General features: G+C 73.4%; 22 protein-coding genes, 2 tRNA genes and 1 riboswitch. Of the genes, 6 read left to right on the top strand and 18 right to left on the bottom strand.

Annotation, left to right across the window (positions count from 1 at the left end; translation table 11 throughout):
- Window positions 1-5: 5 nt before the first annotated feature.
- Complete coding sequence (locus K0V08_RS02995) at window positions 6-701, bottom strand: DUF8185 domain-containing protein (RefSeq protein ID WP_079532907.1); 696 nt, start codon at window positions 699-701, stop codon at window positions 6-8.
- A gap of 83 nt (window positions 702-784) precedes the next feature.
- Here K0V08_RS02995 and K0V08_RS02990 point away from each other — a divergent pair, with 83 nt between their 5' ends.
- On the top strand, window positions 785-1690 hold the full coding sequence (locus K0V08_RS02990; RefSeq protein WP_012038139.1) for an acyl-CoA thioesterase: 906 nt from the start codon (window positions 785-787) through the stop codon (window positions 1688-1690).
- A 20-nt stretch (window positions 1691-1710) separates the two neighbouring features.
- Here the strand turns inward: K0V08_RS02990 and K0V08_RS02985 are convergent, their stop codons facing one another.
- From K0V08_RS02985 to msrA, 7 genes are all read right to left on the bottom strand, one after another.
- The gene (locus K0V08_RS02985; RefSeq protein WP_012038138.1) at window positions 1711-2190 is read right to left on the bottom strand and encodes an acyl-CoA thioesterase; all 480 of its coding nucleotides are present in this window, start codon (window positions 2188-2190) and stop codon (window positions 1711-1713) included.
- 4 nt (window positions 2191-2194) lie between these two features.
- A complete protein-coding gene (gene ettA, locus K0V08_RS02980; RefSeq protein WP_012038137.1) occupies window positions 2195-3877 on the bottom strand; it encodes an energy-dependent translational throttle protein EttA in 1683 nt (560 codons plus the stop codon).
- Between the two features lie 63 nt (window positions 3878-3940).
- A complete protein-coding gene (locus K0V08_RS02975) occupies window positions 3941-4414 on the bottom strand; it encodes a DUF6993 domain-containing protein (protein ID WP_012038136.1) in 474 nt (157 codons plus the stop codon).
- Window positions 4411-4974 carry a MarR family winged helix-turn-helix transcriptional regulator gene (locus K0V08_RS02970; protein ID WP_079532904.1) on the bottom strand — a complete coding sequence of 188 codons (564 nt, stop codon included), beginning with the start codon at window positions 4972-4974 and terminating at the stop codon, window positions 4411-4413. Before K0V08_RS02970 ends, K0V08_RS02975 begins: the two co-directional genes overlap by 4 nt.
- Window positions 4971-5348, bottom strand: coding sequence for a hypothetical protein (locus tag K0V08_RS02965; RefSeq protein WP_128516978.1), 378 nt, complete (start codon window positions 5346-5348; stop codon window positions 4971-4973). The genes K0V08_RS02970 and K0V08_RS02965 overlap by 4 nt, the downstream gene beginning before the upstream one ends.
- Window positions 5349-5479: 131 nt before the next feature.
- Window positions 5480-5704 (bottom strand): hypothetical protein, encoded by a 225-nt coding sequence (locus tag K0V08_RS02960; protein ID WP_227267253.1) that lies wholly within the window; start codon window positions 5702-5704, stop codon window positions 5480-5482.
- Between the two features lie 105 nt (window positions 5705-5809).
- Entirely contained in the window at window positions 5810-6337 is a 528-nt protein-coding gene (gene msrA, locus K0V08_RS02955) for a peptide-methionine (S)-S-oxide reductase MsrA (RefSeq protein WP_012038132.1), read from the bottom strand.
- 168 nt (window positions 6338-6505) lie between these two features.
- Between msrA and K0V08_RS02950 the strand changes: the two genes are divergently transcribed.
- Both K0V08_RS02950 and K0V08_RS02945 read left to right on the top strand, forming a co-directional pair.
- Window positions 6506-6742, top strand: a complete 237-nt coding sequence (locus tag K0V08_RS02950) for a hypothetical protein (RefSeq protein ID WP_012038131.1) — start codon at window positions 6506-6508, stop codon at window positions 6740-6742.
- A gap of 81 nt (window positions 6743-6823) precedes the next feature.
- A complete protein-coding gene (locus tag K0V08_RS02945; protein WP_079532899.1) occupies window positions 6824-7531 on the top strand; it encodes a hypothetical protein in 708 nt (235 codons plus the stop codon).
- A 78-nt stretch (window positions 7532-7609) separates the two neighbouring features.
- Here the strand turns inward: K0V08_RS02945 and nadE are convergent, their stop codons facing one another.
- From nadE to K0V08_RS02925, 4 genes are all read right to left on the bottom strand, one after another.
- On the bottom strand, window positions 7610-8431 hold the full coding sequence (gene nadE / locus K0V08_RS02940) for an ammonia-dependent NAD(+) synthetase (protein ID WP_079532897.1): 822 nt from the start codon (window positions 8429-8431) through the stop codon (window positions 7610-7612).
- A gap of 40 nt (window positions 8432-8471) precedes the next feature.
- Window positions 8472-8544, bottom strand: a tRNA-Arg gene (locus tag K0V08_RS02935).
- A 14-nt stretch (window positions 8545-8558) separates the two neighbouring features.
- Entirely contained in the window at window positions 8559-8858 is a 300-nt protein-coding gene (locus K0V08_RS02930; RefSeq protein ID WP_079533747.1) for a thioredoxin family protein, read from the bottom strand.
- A gap of 65 nt (window positions 8859-8923) precedes the next feature.
- Window positions 8924-9139, bottom strand: coding sequence for an SCO4848 family membrane protein (locus K0V08_RS02925; protein WP_079532894.1), 216 nt, complete (start codon window positions 9137-9139; stop codon window positions 8924-8926).
- A 56-nt stretch (window positions 9140-9195) separates the two neighbouring features.
- Between K0V08_RS02925 and orn the strand changes: the two genes are divergently transcribed.
- From orn to K0V08_RS02910, 3 genes are all read left to right on the top strand, one after another.
- Window positions 9196-9816 carry an oligoribonuclease gene (gene orn / locus K0V08_RS02920; RefSeq protein WP_079532891.1) on the top strand — a complete coding sequence of 207 codons (621 nt, stop codon included), beginning with the start codon at window positions 9196-9198 and terminating at the stop codon, window positions 9814-9816.
- Window positions 9817-9860: 44 nt separating this feature from the next.
- Window positions 9861-9936, top strand: a tRNA-His gene (locus tag K0V08_RS02915).
- A gap of 136 nt (window positions 9937-10072) precedes the next feature.
- A complete protein-coding gene (locus K0V08_RS02910; RefSeq protein WP_158219004.1) occupies window positions 10073-10423 on the top strand; it encodes a metallopeptidase family protein in 351 nt (116 codons plus the stop codon).
- 93 nt (window positions 10424-10516) lie between these two features.
- Here the strand turns inward: K0V08_RS02910 and K0V08_RS02905 are convergent, their stop codons facing one another.
- From K0V08_RS02905 to K0V08_RS02880, 6 genes are all read right to left on the bottom strand, one after another.
- Complete coding sequence (locus K0V08_RS02905; RefSeq protein ID WP_012038124.1) at window positions 10517-10789, bottom strand: hypothetical protein; 273 nt, start codon at window positions 10787-10789, stop codon at window positions 10517-10519.
- Window positions 10790-10798: 9 nt separating this feature from the next.
- Entirely contained in the window at window positions 10799-11347 is a 549-nt protein-coding gene (locus tag K0V08_RS02900; protein WP_079532886.1) for a nucleoside/nucleotide kinase family protein, read from the bottom strand.
- Window positions 11337-12131: an energy-coupling factor transporter transmembrane component T family protein gene (locus tag K0V08_RS02895; protein WP_079532883.1), complete on the bottom strand. Its 795-nt coding sequence runs from the start codon at window positions 12129-12131 to the stop codon at window positions 11337-11339. Before K0V08_RS02895 ends, K0V08_RS02900 begins: the two co-directional genes overlap by 11 nt.
- Window positions 12128-13690, bottom strand: a complete 1563-nt coding sequence (locus K0V08_RS02890) for an ABC transporter ATP-binding protein (protein WP_079532880.1) — start codon at window positions 13688-13690, stop codon at window positions 12128-12130. Before K0V08_RS02890 ends, K0V08_RS02895 begins: the two co-directional genes overlap by 4 nt.
- A 2-nt stretch (window positions 13691-13692) precedes the next feature.
- Window positions 13693-14346 (bottom strand): ECF transporter S component, encoded by a 654-nt coding sequence (locus K0V08_RS02885; RefSeq protein WP_079532877.1) that lies wholly within the window; start codon window positions 14344-14346, stop codon window positions 13693-13695.
- 35 nt (window positions 14347-14381) lie between these two features.
- Window positions 14382-14482, bottom strand: a riboswitch (TPP riboswitch).
- Between the two features lie 138 nt (window positions 14483-14620).
- Window positions 14621-14953 (bottom strand): hypothetical protein, encoded by a 333-nt coding sequence (locus K0V08_RS02880; RefSeq protein ID WP_012038119.1) that lies wholly within the window; start codon window positions 14951-14953, stop codon window positions 14621-14623.
- Between the last annotated feature and the right edge of the window lie 49 nt (window positions 14954-15002).

Raw genomic sequence — 15002 nt, 5'->3', positions numbered from 1 at the left:
ACGCTCTAGAGGCGTCGCACGAGCACGTGCCCGCGCGCGGTGGTGAGGCGCGTCCACGGGCCGGCGCGGAACACCGCGACGGGCGCCTCCGCGTCGTCCTGCTCCGCGTCGGGGGCGGGATCCGGGCCCAGGAACCCGAGGCTGTAGGCGGCGAACGCGCCACCGGCGACGACGTCGGGCGCGCCCTCCACGGGGCGGCCCCAGACCTCGCCGCGCACGCGCGAGACGATCTGCTCGCCGATGCCCGACGGGACGGCGGCGGCCACCTCGTCGATGCCGGCCCGCGCGGCGGCGCGCAGCGCGGACGCGGCGACGTCCGATGTGCGCTGCCACCCGCCGCGCGGCGGCGAGATCCCCGCCCACGGCGCGGTGGCGGTGTCCGGCGGCACGAGGACGCCTACGGGCTCGCCCGGGGATCCGGTCGCGGGCCCCTCGAGGCGCGCGAGGCGGTCGAGCAGCGCGCGGATCGGGACCACGCTGTCCACGGGCCCCTGCGTCTCGGCCGCGAAGGTACGGAGGCCGAGCACCGTCGGCGACCGGTCGAGGAGACCGGCGGGCTGCAGCACCGAGGTGTAGACGGCGAGGACGCCGCCGGATCCGATGAGGCGCACGGCCCCGTCGTCGACGCGGGCGGAGCGCCCGAGGAAGGTCTGCAGATCCCCGAGGGCGAGGGCGTCCCGGAGGGCGAAGGAGGGCGTCATGGCGTGTCTAAGCTACTGGATGCGCCCGTGCGATCCGCCGGGCGCCCGGCTGCCCGAGGCCGGACCCGCCAGGCGGAGGACCCATGACCGACCACGCATCCGACATCCCGGACGACGGCCCGCTCGCCGGTCTGCTGACCGCCCTCGACCTCACCGACACGGGCGCCCGCACGAGCGAGGACATCTCCACCGGTCCGTCGCAGTGGATGCCCATGGGCCGCGTCTTCGGCGGCCAGGTGCTCGCGCAGTCCCTCGTCGCTGCCATGCGCACCACCGAGGCCGACCGACGCCCGCACAGCATGCACGGCTACTTCCTCCGGCCCGGCGACGTCACGAAGCCCATCACCTTCTCGGTCGACCGGATCCACGACGGCCGCTCGTTCTCCACGCGCCGCACGCAGGCCTACCAGGACGGCCGCCCGATCCTCTCGATGATCGCCTCGTTCCAGGACACGGACGAGGGCCTCGAGCACCAGGCGCCCATGCCCGAGGGGATCCCCGAGCCGGAGTCCCTGCCGAGCGCGCGCGACGTGCTGTCCCGCATCGACCACCCCGTCGCCGCGCACTGGGCCAACGACCGCCCCTTCGACATGCGCCATGTGGAGCAGCCCGTCTACTTCGGCGCCGCGCCCGACCGCGTCGCCCATCAGGCCGTGTGGATCCGCGCGATCGGCCGCCTGCCCGACGACCCGGCCGTGCACCTCGCCTCCCTCGCCTACGCGAGCGACTACTCGATCCTCGAGTCCATCTACCGCAGGCACGGACTCTCATGGGCCACCCCCGGCATCAAGGCCGCGAGCCTCGACCACGCGATGTGGTTCCACCGGTTCGGCCGCGCCGACGAGTGGATGCTCTACGTGCAGGAGTCGACGAGCGCCCAGGGCGGCCGCGGCCTGTCGCTCGGCCGGATCTACTCGCGCGACGGCGTGCTGCTCGCGAGCGTGGCCCAGGAGGGCATGGTCCGGGTCCCGGCCCAGCCGCGGGACTGACGCCCGAGGCCGGAACCGGCTCAGCCGCGTCGGCTGAAGGCCACGGGCTCCTCGACGTACTCCGCCCACGCGGCGCGCTCGTCGCCGGTGATCCGGCGGGGCCGCCCGGTGCCGGAGTCGACCAGCACGATGGTCGAGGTCGCCCGCGCGTACAGCGCCGACGGCTCGACCCCCACCGGCGTGCGCACCTCGTAGCAGGCCTCGAGGCTGGATCCGCCGAGCCGTCCCAGCCACACCTGCACGTCGAGCGGCCGCCTGCCGTAGGAGATGGGCAGCAGGTACTCGATCTCCTGCCGCGCGATCATCGTCATCGTGGCGGCGCCCGCCGTCGCGTCGATGAGCGCCATCCCCGGGTCCACGCCGCCCCCGTCGTCGTCGCCCCGCCAGAAGGCGCGGACGCGCGCCTCCTCCAGGAGCCGCAGGACCTCCACGTTGTTCACGTGGTCGTATGCGTCGAGGTCGGCCCACCTGAGGTGGACCGGGACGTGGACCCGGGTCACGGGATCAGTCGCGCGTGAGCTTGCGGTACGCGGAGCGATGCGGCTTCGCGGCGTCCGCGCCCAGGCGCTCGATCTTGTTCTGCTCGTACGCCTCGAAGTTCCCCTCGAACCAGTACCAGTTCGCGGGGTCGTCCTCCGTGCCCTCGTAGGACAGGATGTGCGTCGCGATCCGGTCGAGGAACCACCGATCGTGGGTGATGACCACGGCGCAGCCGGGGAACTCCAGCAGCGCGTTCTCGAGGCTGCCGAGCGTCTCGACGTCCAGGTCGTTGGTGGGCTCGTCGAGCAGCAGCAGGTTGCCGCCCTGCTTGAGCGTGAGCGCGAGGTTCAGGCGGTTGCGCTCGCCACCCGAGAGGATGCCGGCCTTCTTCTGCTGGTCGGGGCCCTTGAAGCCGAAGGTGGAGACGTAGGCGCGCGCGGGCACCTCCTGCTTGCCGACCTGGATGTAGTCCTGGCCGTCGGAGACGACCTCGAAGAGCGACTTCTCGGGGTCGATGCCGCCGCGGCTCTGGTCGACGTAGGAGATGTCGACGGTGTCGCCCACCTTGAGCTCGCCGGAGTCCAGCGGCTCGAAGCCGACGATGGTCTTGAACAGAGTGGTCTTGCCGACGCCGTTCGGGCCGATCACGCCGACGATGCCGTTGCGGGGAAGCGTGAAGGAGAGGTCGTCGATGAGGACCCGCTCGCCGAACTGCTTGTGCAGCTTCTTCGCGTCGATGACCTGCGAGCCGAGACGCGGACCCACGGGGATCTGGATCTCCTCGAAGTCCAGCTTCCTCGTGCGCTCCGCCTCGGTCACCATCTCCTCGTAGCGGGCGAGGCGGGCCTTGGACTTCGCCTGGCGGCCCTTCGCGTTGCTGCGCACCCAGTCGAGCTCCTCCGCGAGGCGCTTGGAGAGCTTGGCGTCCTTCTTGCCCTGGACGCTGAGGCGCTCCTGCTTCTTCTCGAGGTAGGTCGAGTAGTTGCCCTCGTAGGGGTAGAGGCGTCCGCGGTCGACCTCGGCGATCCACTCGGCGACGTGGTCGAGGAAGTACCGGTCGTGGGTCACGGCGAGGACGGCGCCGGGGTACTTGGAGAGGTGCTGCTCGAGCCAGAGAACGCTCTCGGCGTCGAGGTGGTTGGTGGGCTCGTCGAGGAGGAGCAGGTCGGGCTTCTGGAGCAGGAGCTTGCAGAGCGCGACGCGGCGCTTCTCGCCGCCCGAGAGGTTCGCGACGGAGGCGTCGCCCGGCGGGGTGCGGAGCGCGTCCATCGCCTGCTCGAGCTGCGAGTCGAGCTCCCAGCCGTCGGCGGCGTCGATGGCCTCCTGCAGCGTGCCCATCTCGGCGAGCAGGGTGTCGAAGTCGGCGTCGGGCTCGGCCATGGCCGCGGCGATCTCGTTGTAGCGGTCCACCTGCGCCTTCAGCGGGCCGACGCCCTCCTGGACGTTCTCCAGCACGGTCTTGGACTCGTCGAGCTCGGGCTCCTGCATGAGGATGCCGACCGAGTAGCCGGGCGAGAGCTTGGCCTCGCCGTTGCTGGGGGTGTCGAGGCCCGCCATGATCTTCAGGATCGTCGACTTGCCCGCGCCGTTCGGCCCGACGACGCCGATCTTCGCGCCGGGGATGAACGACATGGTGACGTCGTCGAGGATCAGCTTGTCGCCGACCGACTTCCGGGCGCGGACCATCGAGTAGATGTATTCAGCCATGCGCACGAGTCTATTGAATGCCGCGGGTGCCGGATGCCGCGCCAGGGCCCGTGGGCCCGGGCATCACCAGTCGATCGCGCGCGTCTGGCCGACGAGGCACCTGCCGGACGAGAGCGCCGGCTCGACGTGCGCGCTGAACCCGTCCTTCGCCCGCTGCCCGACGAGGCACGCGTCCGGCATGTGCACGGAGACCAGGATCGAGTCGACCGCGTTGCCGAGGGGCGTCGCGTCCGCGGTGACCTCCATGCGGTCCTTCGGGAAGCCGGCGGCCACGAGCGCGTCCACGAGGGCGCGACCCTGCGCGTTCGCATCCGCGGCGACGACCCCGCCCGCCGTCGCCTCGAAGACGGGGAGGGCGGCCTCGGCCGTGCCATCGGGATCGAGCGGCGCGACGGTGGGCGCAGCGGAGGCGGCGCCGGGGGTCGCCGTGACGGCGGCGGGTGTCGGCTCCGGCGAAGGGGCCGACTGCGTGCAGGCCGAGAGGAGTAGGGCACCGAGGAGCGCCGGCGCCAGGAGGGCGCGGGGAGCGCGGATCACGCGGCGGACTCGTCGGCGCGGTCCGGGCTGTCGTCGCGGTCGGGTGCCGGCGGGATGGCGAGGTCGTCGCCTCGGACCCCCACCTGGCCATCGTCGAGGGGGGATGCGCTCATGCTGGTGAGGATATCCCGCGCGATGGTCTCCAGCTGCGCGGTCTGCTCGTCGGTCAGCGGATCGAACACCGAGCGGAGCACCTCATCCGCGTGACCCGGTGCCGCCGCCTCCAGCGTCGCCCGGCCCTCGTCGGTGAGCTCCGCGAGCAGGCTCCTGCCATCGTGCGGCGACCGCGTGCGGCGGACCCAGCGCAGCTGCTCCAGCCGCGTGACGGCGTGCGAGGTGCGGCTCGCCGACGCCTGGAGCGCGCGGGCGAGGACGCTCATGGGCAGAGCACCGTCCTCCGCCTCGGAGAGCCGGACGAGGATCATGTAGTACGCGTGCGGCATGCCCGAGTCGCGGAGGAGCTGCCGCTCGATGCGCTCGCTGACGTTGTTCAACGCGACGATGACCGTCCGCCAGGCGCGCTGCTGATCCGGCTCGAGCCACCGGGGGGATCCGCTCATGGTGCGATCCTAGGCTCCTCGGCCTGCGTGCCGACGGCGACGGACCTGCGTCGCGCGAGCACCGCGTCCGCCGCGAGCTCGACCGCGTCGTCCTCGGGGCAGACGGCGCGACGAGGCTCGAGGCGCCCGAGGACGACCACCTCGTCCCCGACCGCCAGACGGCCCACGGCGCACGAGGAGCCGGCACCCGTGCACACCACGACGACGGCACCGTGATGCGAGCCGCCGACGTCGCGGGATCCGACGAGGAGGCTCGCGGCCTCCCAGCCCTCCGCCGTGCGGATGCACCGCGGTCGCCGAGCGACCACCCCGTGCAGCGCGACGCCCGTCCCGCTCCCGCCGTCGCGCTCCCGCCCCCTGCTCTCGTCGACCACCGGGCCGCCCCTTCCCGCGACCTCCTGACCGCGTAGCCAGGATGCGTCACAGGGGGTGCCGCGCAACCACGCGGTGCGATCAGCGCGCGCGACGCGTCAGCGTGCACGCCTGTGGAGGAGACGGACGGGGCTCAGTGCTCCGAGAAGCGGAGGTCGTCGTCCCGGCCGGCACGGAGGGCGGCCTTCGCGATCTCCAGCGTCGGGTAGGTGCCCGCGACGACGCCGCGGTGCAGAGACCGCACCTCGTAGCCGTCGTCGTGGGAGTGGATGGAGGCGAGCGCCCCCGTGGCCCCGAAGGCCACCCAGGTCTTGCCCGCGGTGCGCGGGAGCCCGGTCGTGCTCGTGCTGGTGGTCATCGACATCGTCGTCGCCTCTCCTCGCCGGGCCTCGTCGCCCGGACGTGCCGATGGTACGCCGACGCCCCGCGGCCGTACAGGCCGCGGGGCGTCGGCGAGGGTGGCTCAGGCGGCGCGCACGTACTGCGCGAACGACTTCCGCACCTTGTTCACCTTGGGCACGGCGACCGCGTTGCAGTAGCCCTGGCCTGGGTTCTTGGCGAAGAAGTCCTGGTGGTAGTCCTCCGCGTCGTACCAGGTGCCGACCGGCTCGATGGTGGTGACGGCTGTGCCGTCCCACAGCTCGCCGGCGCGGGAGATCGCGTCGCGGAACAGCTGCTCCTGCGCGGCGTCCGCGGGGAACATGGCCGACCGGTACTGGGTGCCGACGTCGGCACCCTGCCGGTTGAGCTGCCGCGGGTCGTGCAGCGTGAAGAAGACGTCGAGGATGACGTCGGCGGGGATGACCTCCTCGTCGAAGACCACCTTCACCGCCTCGGCGTGCCCGGTCGCGCCCGTGCACACGGCGTCGTAGGAGGGATGGGCGGTGTGGCCGCCGATGTAGCCGGAGATGACGTCCTGGACGCCGTCGAGCGTGCGGTAGACCGCATCGAGGCACCAGAAGCAGCCGCCGGCGAGGATGAATGTCTGCATGAGAGATGAACCTACTTCCCGTCGACGCGCGAGGTCCGCGGTGGTCGACATGGGAGGGAACCGTCACCGGACGGATCCCATTCCGCGCCTCCGCTATGTCGGTGGTCGCCCGTAGCTTCGGGGACATCGAGACATCGCCGGGCCGGCGGCGCACGGACGGAGGACACCATGCCCAGCATCACCTACACACCCCTGGCGCGTTCGGCCGTGCAGGTCCGGGAGCTGCACGACGGGCTGCTGCGCGTCACCCGGCCGGACGGTGCCGTCCTCGGCTACGTCGAGCGCATGCGCGAGCCGCAGGGCGAGCGCTTCCGCGCCAAGCGGCTCCGGCGCGACGCGCAGGGGTTCGTGCCGCTCGGCGACTTCTGGTCGCTGCAGGACGCGGTCGACTGCCTGCGGTTCTGACCGGCTGCGCCCGTGCGCGGGTGCGGCGACGCGCCCGCCCGGCCTCCCGGATCGGGCGCGGGCCCGGGGTACGGTCGCCGCATGCAGTGGTGGAATGATCTCCTCGATGCCCTCGCGTCCGAGCGGGGCACGCAGCTCCTCTCCGGCGTCGTCGTCCCCTTCGTCGCCATCGTGGTCGCCGGCGTCCTCGCCGCGGTCATCGCGCGCGGTGCCACGCAGCGGATCCTCACGCGGCACGACCGCGAGGTGAAGGCGGCCGCCATCGGCGTCCTCGTGGATGCGGCGCGCCAGGCCTCCGTCTGGGACGGGCTCACGGCGCAAGAGCGGGTGCTCGCCGACCGCGCGGCGGGCGAGGCGGACATCCGCATCCGCCTCCTCCCGGTCAAGGGCGCCGCCACGGCCGCCACCTGGGCCGCGCACGAGATCACGGAGTTCAAGCGCGGCAGCGGCAGCTTCGGCTTCCAGTTCGACGGGCAGCTCGCCGAGTTCCGCGACCGCATGGTCGAGTGGCAGCACCACCCGGGTCGCGCGCGCAAGATCTTCCAGGGCGACATCTCGCGCTGGCAGTTCGAGGACGACCAGCCCGCCGACACGTCCACCGGGACCCGCACCGCGGCGCGCCCGGAGGAGCCGACCGCCGTCGCTCCCGTGCCGGTGCTGTGGCGCAGCGGATCCGACGACCAGCCCGCCGCCGAGCGCCGCGTCGAGTCCCCCGACGAGCAGTACAGCCCGCCCGTGCCCTCCTCCTCGGCCGCGAACTCGCGCTCCGCAGAGGCCGACCGCCGCTGACGCGGACGCGCGCCGACATGTGACGACGCCCCGCACCTCCTGGGAGGTGCGGGGCGTCGTCGTCGGATCAGGCCGCGATCACTTCCACCAGTCGTCGAACATGCTCGCGGGGACGCGTCGCTTGTGCTCCGTGCTCGCGTATCTCGCCTCGATCGCCTCGGCCACCTCGTCGTCGACGTCGCGGCCCTCGAGGAAGTCGTCGATGTCGGCGTAGGTGAGGCCGAGGTTGGCCTCGTCGGTCTGACCGGGGGTGTCGTCGAGGAGGTCCGCCGTGGGGGCCTTGAGGTACAGCCGCTCCGGCGCCCCCAGGTGCTCGAGCAGCGCGCGCCCCTGGCGCTTGCTGAGGCCCGTGAGCGGGAGGACGTCCGCGCCGCCGTCGCCGTACTTCGTGAAGAACCCCGTGACGGCCTCCGCCGCGTGGTCCGTGCCGATCACCAGCAGGCGGGCCTGCCCGGCCAGGGCGTACTGGGCGACCATGCGGGAGCGCGCCTTGACGTTGCCCTTGGTGAAGTCGGTCATCGCGTGCCCGGCCGCGTCGGCGTACTCCGCCTGGAAGCCGTCGACGGCGCGCTTGATGTCGAAGACGACGCTCGACTTCGGCTGGATGAAGGAGAGCGCCAGCTGCGCGTCCTCCTCGTCGGCCTGCACGCCGTACGGCAGGCGGACCGCGACGAACTCGGCGAGGAGCCCCTCGGACGCGAGCTCCTCGATCGCGAGCTGGGCCAGGCGCCCGGCGAGGGACGAGTCCTGCCCGCCGCTCACACCGAGGACGAAGCCCTCCGCTCCGGTGGACCTGAGGTAGGCCTTGAGGAAGTCGACGCGGTTCCGGACCTCGTCGGCGGGATCGATGGTCGGGCGCACCTCGAGGGCGGCGATGATCTGTGACTGGATGTCGCGCATGCGTCGAATCTACGGCCGATCCCGCGCTTCCGACAGTCGGTCCCCCCGGCGCGACTCGAACGCGCAACCGTCGGATTAGAAGGCCGATGCTCTATCCATTGAGCTACAGGGGGTCGAGACGAGGGTACTACGCGGGGTCCGGACGCCCCGAGGCGCCCGAGGGGCCGGCCGGCGCCGGCCCGTCCATGGCCCGCACCACCGCCTGCAGCACCTGCGGCGCGGTCGGCACGCCCTCGGCGCGGAGCACCTGCCGGTCTCCGGCCCGCACGAGGATCGTCGGCGTCGACCGGATGCTCTCCGCCTCAGCCAGGTCGGGGTGCGCCGCGACGTCGAGCTCCTCCACCGGGAGCCAGGGCAGGAGCCGCTGGACGTCCGCGAGCACGCGCCGGGTCGCCTGGCACGGGACGCAGAAGAGCGAGGTGAACATGACCACGCGCACGCCATCCGCTCCCGCGGGCGCGGCGTCCGCCGCTGGAGCGCCCTCGCCGGGGGTCAGGAGAGGAACGCCGCGACGGCGGCGACGATCGACACGAGGGCGAGGAGCAGCGAGACCGAGACCAGCACGAGGTGCACGGTGAAGAACGGCGTACGCGACCCGTCGGCGGCGCGCGCACGGGGATCCTTCGCGACGCGCTTGAGGAACTGCGGCCACACGACGACGTTCCAGACGCCGTTGACGATGAGGAGGACGGCGAGGAAGGTGATCACTCCCCCATGGTAGGCGGCGCATCGGGGCCGCCCCGGCCCGCCGATAGGATCGGGGGATGGGCAACAACGCGGACCGGCTGGTGTGGATCGACTGCGAGATGACGGGGCTCGACCTCGCGATCGACGAGCTGGTGGAGGTCGCGGTGGTCGTCACCGACTTCGACCTCGTGCCCGTCGACGACGGCTTCACGATCGTGATCAACCCCGACCCCGCGGCGCTCGCCAACATGGGCGAGTTCGTCACCGAGATGCACCGCTCCTCGGGGCTGCTCGAGGAGATCCCCGCGGGCGTGAGCCTCGCCGACGCCGAGTTCGCGGTGCTCGAGTACCTGCTGCAGCACGTGCCGACCGGCGGCAAGGCGCCCATCGCGGGCAACACCATCGGCACCGACCGCGCGTTCCTCGCGAAGTACATGCCCCGCGTCGACGCGCACCTCCACTACCGCAGCGTCGACGTCTCCTCCATCAAGGTGCTCGCCAAGGAGTGGTTCCCCCGGATCTACTTCAACTCCCCCGCCAAGAACGGCGGGCACCGCGCCCTCGCCGACATCCTCGAGTCGATCCGGGAGCTCGAGTACTACCGCCGCGCGGCGTTCGTCCCGGCGCCGGGACCCGCCACGGACGACGTGCAGGCCATCTCCGCGGACGTGACGTCCGCGTGGGCTCCGCGGCTGTAGTATCCTCATCCATGGCCGTCCGCGAGAGCGGGAACGGCCGCATGGTGGGCGTAGCTCAGTTGGCAGAGCGCTGGCTTGTGGAGCCGGAAGTCGCGGGTTCGAGCCCCGTCGTCCACCCCACCGGGAAGGGCCGGGATCCGAGAGGGTCCCGGCCCTTCCGTCGTCTCCCCCTCCGTCCTCTCCTCTCCTCTGGCCCGCACGGCCGGACCTCGCCGCGGCCGGGCTCCGCCGCATGCGCGTGTGCGAGGGTGGATCCGTGCTGCACTGCGAACCCGACGACTTCGAGCGACTGGTGGTCGACGAGCTCGACGATCTGCCGGACGAGATGGTGGACGGGCTCGACAACGTCGTCTTCGTCGTCGAGGACCGGCCCGAGGACGGCTCGCTCGACCTGCTGGGCCTCTACGACGGCGTCGCCATGACGGAGCGCGGGCAGTACGGGTTCGGCGAGATGCCGGACCGCATCGTCGTCTACCGCGAGCCGCACTTGCACGAGGCGGAGGACCTGGACGCGCTGCGCGACCTCGTCCACGTCACGCTCGTGCACGAGATCGCGCACTTCCACGGCATCGACGACGACCGGCTGCACGAGCTCGGCTGGGCCTGAGGCCCCGCGCGGCCCGGACGCACGACGACCCCGGTCGCCGCGTCGCGGGCCGGGGTCGTGGGCGCGGCGCTCAGGCGCCGGGCGTGCCGGGTGTCAGAGCTCGAGGGACTCGTCGTCGCCCTCGCCGAGGACGTCGTCGCTGCCGTCGGCCACGTAGGTGTAGGTGACGCGCTGCTCGCCCGCGACCTCGGACACCTCGCCGGCGCGGTACTGGAACAGGGACTCCTTGCCCTCCACTGCCGACATCGTGCTGATGGTCTCGTCGTGCTGGCCGTCGACGAGGACGCGGGTCTCGGTGGTGCCCTCGAGGGGGCCGTCGGCGAAGACGGCGAGGTAGCGGACGTCGGACGGTGCGGAATCGGTCATGGCCTCAGGCTACCCGGCCGCCGCGACGGCGTCCGTGCGGACGACGACGTCGGCCAGGGCGCGCGGATCGTCCCGGTCGACGTGCGCGCGCCACTGCGCGTCCCAGCGCTCCCACTCCCGCGCGAACGCATCGCCGTCGCGCGCGATGGCGCGGGCCCGGCGGACGGCGTCGTCGGCCTCGACCCAGATGCGGCGCGTGGCGAGGCGCGCGGCCACCCGGGTCAGGGATCCGCAGCCCTCGACCACCAGCGGGCGTGCCGGGTCGAGGTCGTGCCACTCCGCCGGCGCGCCCGCGGCCCAGTCCCAGCGGCGCCACCGAGGGCGACCGTCCGGGCGCATCTCCTGCAGGACGTGGCGCTCGAGGTGCCGGGACGCCGCCGCGAGGCCGTCCCAGCCGGGGTAGACGTCGTCGAGGCGGAGGAGCTGCGCCCCGGGCGGCAGCCCCGCATCCAGGTCGCCGTCGCGGACGAGGGCGTCCGCGAGCGTCGACTTGCCGGAGCCGGACGGGCCGTCGACGAGGACCAGCGCCGGGCGACGCTCCCCCGCGTCAGGACGCACCGGAGCCCCACGTCCCGGCGGCGACGGCGGCCGTCACCGCGCAGGCGGCGACCAGCACCGCGACGATGACGACGAGCGCCTCGCGCCGACCGACGACGCTGGGCCGGGCCCACGTGCGCGCGATGGCGCCGCCGAACCCGCGGGCCTCCATCGCGGTGGCGAGCTTGCTGCCGCGGCGGATGGAGAGCACGAGGAGCGCGAAGGCCTGCCCGGCGAACCGGCGGATGCGACCGCGGTCGGCGACGCCCCGCGCGCGGCGGGCGAGCTCGAGCGAGCGCCAGTCGTCGAGGAGGAGGCCGACGAGCCGGACGCCCGCGAGCGCCCCGAGGACGAAGCGGGACGGCAGGCGCGCGACCTGCGCGAGGCCGTCGGCGAGGTCCGTCGGATCCACGTCCGAGAAGAGCACGAGCGACGCGACGCCGATCGCCAGGACGCGCAGCGTCGTCGCGACCGCGAGCAGCACCGACCCCTCGCTGACGACGACGAGCAGGAACTGCGCGTAGACCTCGCCGGACGTGCGGCCGTAGAGCAGGATCGTGAGGCCCGCGCCGGGGGCCGCGATCCAGATCGGGATGCCGCGCACGAGGAAGGCGCGCGGTCGGAGGCCCGCGAACGGCAGGAGGAGCAGCTCGAGCAGCAGCGCCGCGCCCGCGGAGACCACGTCGAGGCTCAGCACGAGGACCAGGGTCAGCACGAGGGCCGCCGCGAGGCGCGCGACGGGGTTGACGGCGGCGAGGCCGGTGGCGCGAGCGGTGGGGACGACGACGGACGGGGCGGCGCTCATCGCACGACCTCCAGGCGGGCCGCCCGACCGGAGGCGGCGTCGAGGCGGAGGACGTCGTCCGCCAGCCCGCGGACGAGGTCGGCGTCGTGGGTGACGGCGAGGACCCCGACGCCGTCGCGGTCGACGAGGTCGGCGAGGAGCGCGACGAGCTCGGCCCAGGTGCGGGCGTCCTGCCCGAACGTCGGCTCGTCGAGGACGAGGAGGCGCGGCGCGGTCGCGAGGGCGGTCGCCACCGAAAGGCGCCGCTTCTCGCCACCGGAGAGGGTATAGGGGTTCGCCTGCGCGAGGCCATCGAGGCGCAGGCGCACGAGCAGCTCGTCGACGCGGCGGGCGGCGTCTGCGGGATCCATGCCCACCGCACGCGGCCCGACCTCGAGCTCGGCGCGCACGGTGCCGGCGAGGAACTGGTGCTCCGGGTCCTGGAACACGGTGCCGATGCGCGCCGCGAGCTCGCGCGAGCCCCAGGTGGCGGGATCCGCGCCGAGGCCGTCGGCAAGGGCCGCCTCCGCCACGACCCGGCCGGACAGCGCGGGCAGCAGGCCGCCGAGCGTCAGCGCGAGCGTGCTCTTGCCGCCGCCGTTCGGACCGGTGAGGGCGGTGACGCGGCCGGACGCGAGCGCGACGCCGATCCGGTCGGCGACCGCGGTGCCGCGCGCGCCGCCCCTGCCGACCGCGAGGCCGTCCGCGCGGAGGAGCGGCGCGGGCGCGGCACGCTCCCGGACGGGCGTGGCGGGCTCCCGTCCCGGCACCCAGACGCCCGCGGCCGCGAGGGACGCACCCTGGTCGCGCAGGACGTCGTCCGGCGCGCCGTCGGCGAGGATCCCGCCGTCCGCTCCGAGCACGACGACCCGGTCGACGAGGTCCTGCCACACGGCGACCCGGTGCTCGATGACGACGAGGGTGGCGCCGCTCCGCTCGACCACGGACTCTACGGCGCGCCGCACCTCCCCGACGCCCTCGGGGTCGAGGTTGGCAGTCGGCTCGTCGAGGAGGAGGAGCCCGGGCCGCATCGCGAGGACGCCGGCGAGGGCGAGGCGCTGCTTCTGGCCGCCGGAGAGCGCGGTGGTCGAGCGGTCGAGGGCGACGTCGAGCCCGACGGCGTCGAGCGCGGCGCGGACGCGGATCCAGATCTCGTCGCGCGGGACGCCCAGGTTCTCGCAGCCGAACGCGACATCGTCGCCCACGCGGGAGAGGATCACCTGCGCGTCCGGGTCCTGCAGCACGAGCCCCGCGCGGCCGCGGCGGGAGGCCGGATCCTGCCCGTCGACGAGCAGGGTGCCGCGCGCCTCCCCCTCGTCGTCGCCGCCGAGGACGCCCGCGAGGGCGTGCATGAGCGTGGTCTTGCCCGCACCGGACGCGCCGAGCAGCAGCACCCGCTCCCCCGGCTCGATGACGAGGTCGACGTCGCGGACCGCCCAGGCGCTCCGGCCCGCGTGCCGCCAGCCCCAGCCCGCGGCCCGGACGGACGCGCCGCCCGCCGCGTCGGCCGTCGCCTCGGGTCCGGCGAGCGGGATGCGCGACGCGGCGACCGACGACGTGCGACGGCCCGGCCGCCGCACGGTCAGACGCGGGCCGCGGTGTCGCGGCCCGAGGCGAAGCGCGAGAGAGCGCCGGTGCGGGCGAGCGCCCGGGCGACGAGCCACGAGAGCAGCCCCGCGATGACCGCGCCCGAGACGAGCGCCGCGATCGTGTAGATCGTCGCGAACAGCGGGGTGGATCCCGGGTAGTAGGTGATGAGGTCGGTGATCGCCATGCCGAGCCCGGCTCCCATGCCCGCCAGCACGGCGACGTAGGCGCGCCAGTTCGCGTAGAGGAAGACGAGGAGGACGAGCTCGGCGCCGAGGCCCTGCGTGAGGCCGGAGAGCAGCGTGCCGACGCCCCAGACGTTCCCGACGAGCATGGAGACGAACGCCGCGAGCAGCTCCCCGTAAAGAGCGGCGCCGGGCTTGCGGATCACGATGCCGGTGAGGACGCCCGCGAACAGCCAGCCGCCGCCGGCCAGCGCCTGGAGGCCGGGGAGCAGCGGCTGGAAGAAGCCGCCGACCGGCACGGACGCCGTGTTCCAGATGACGAAGACGAGGCCGGAGGCGACGCCGAGGACGCTGGCAACGACGATGTCGATGACGCGCCAGCGGGCGCGCAGGCCGGAACGGGGCGCGCGGACGCCGGTGTCGGCGGGGACGGGGGATGCCGTGGACGACGGTGATGCGGTCATTGGACGTGCCCTTCGGATGAGTGGAAGAGGGCACGGGTGCGAGATGGAAGCCTCCCTGCGCTGGCATGATCCAGATCAGGTTCGACGGTCGAAGACTGGGTGTCTTCCTCTCAGCCCGGCTCACCGGACTCCCGTGTTCGAGGCGATCCTAGCGCGCGGTCGACGCGCCCGGGACGCGGGCCCGGGACGCGAGCCCGGGAGGCGGGCCGCCCCGGACGCACGGGAGCGCGGATGCCCGAGGGCACCCGCGCTCCGCGGTGGTCGTGCGAGCCGGCTACTTCAGCGTCTTGATGAGCTTGACGAGGACCTTGCCGGAGATCCAGATGACGGGGGTGGCCACCGCGAGCAGGGCGATGACGTTGGGCTGGAACCGCACCTCGCCGTCGGTGGCGATGTACGCGCCGATGGGCCAGGTGGCGCCGCCGCCCCCGCCGCCGCCCGCGACGTTGCCGTCGGAGTCGGGGAGGTCGCTGCCCCCGCCGAAGCCGTACCAGGCGAATGCCACGGGCACGATGGTCGAGCCGTCGATGTCGAGGGGGTCGCCGTAGACCGTCCCCACTCCGGCGTTCTTCACGTTCTCTGCGAGCTGTGCGACGAGGTTGGTCATGCGTCCCACCGTACCCCGCGGCGGCGAGACGATGCCGGGCGATCCGCGT

This window comes from Clavibacter michiganensis, assembly GCF_021216655.1.
Taxonomy (GTDB): domain Bacteria; phylum Actinomycetota; class Actinomycetes; order Actinomycetales; family Microbacteriaceae; genus Clavibacter; species Clavibacter michiganensis.
The sequence above is the reverse complement of the archived record's forward strand: the minus strand, read 5'-3'. Positions and strand labels throughout refer to the sequence as shown.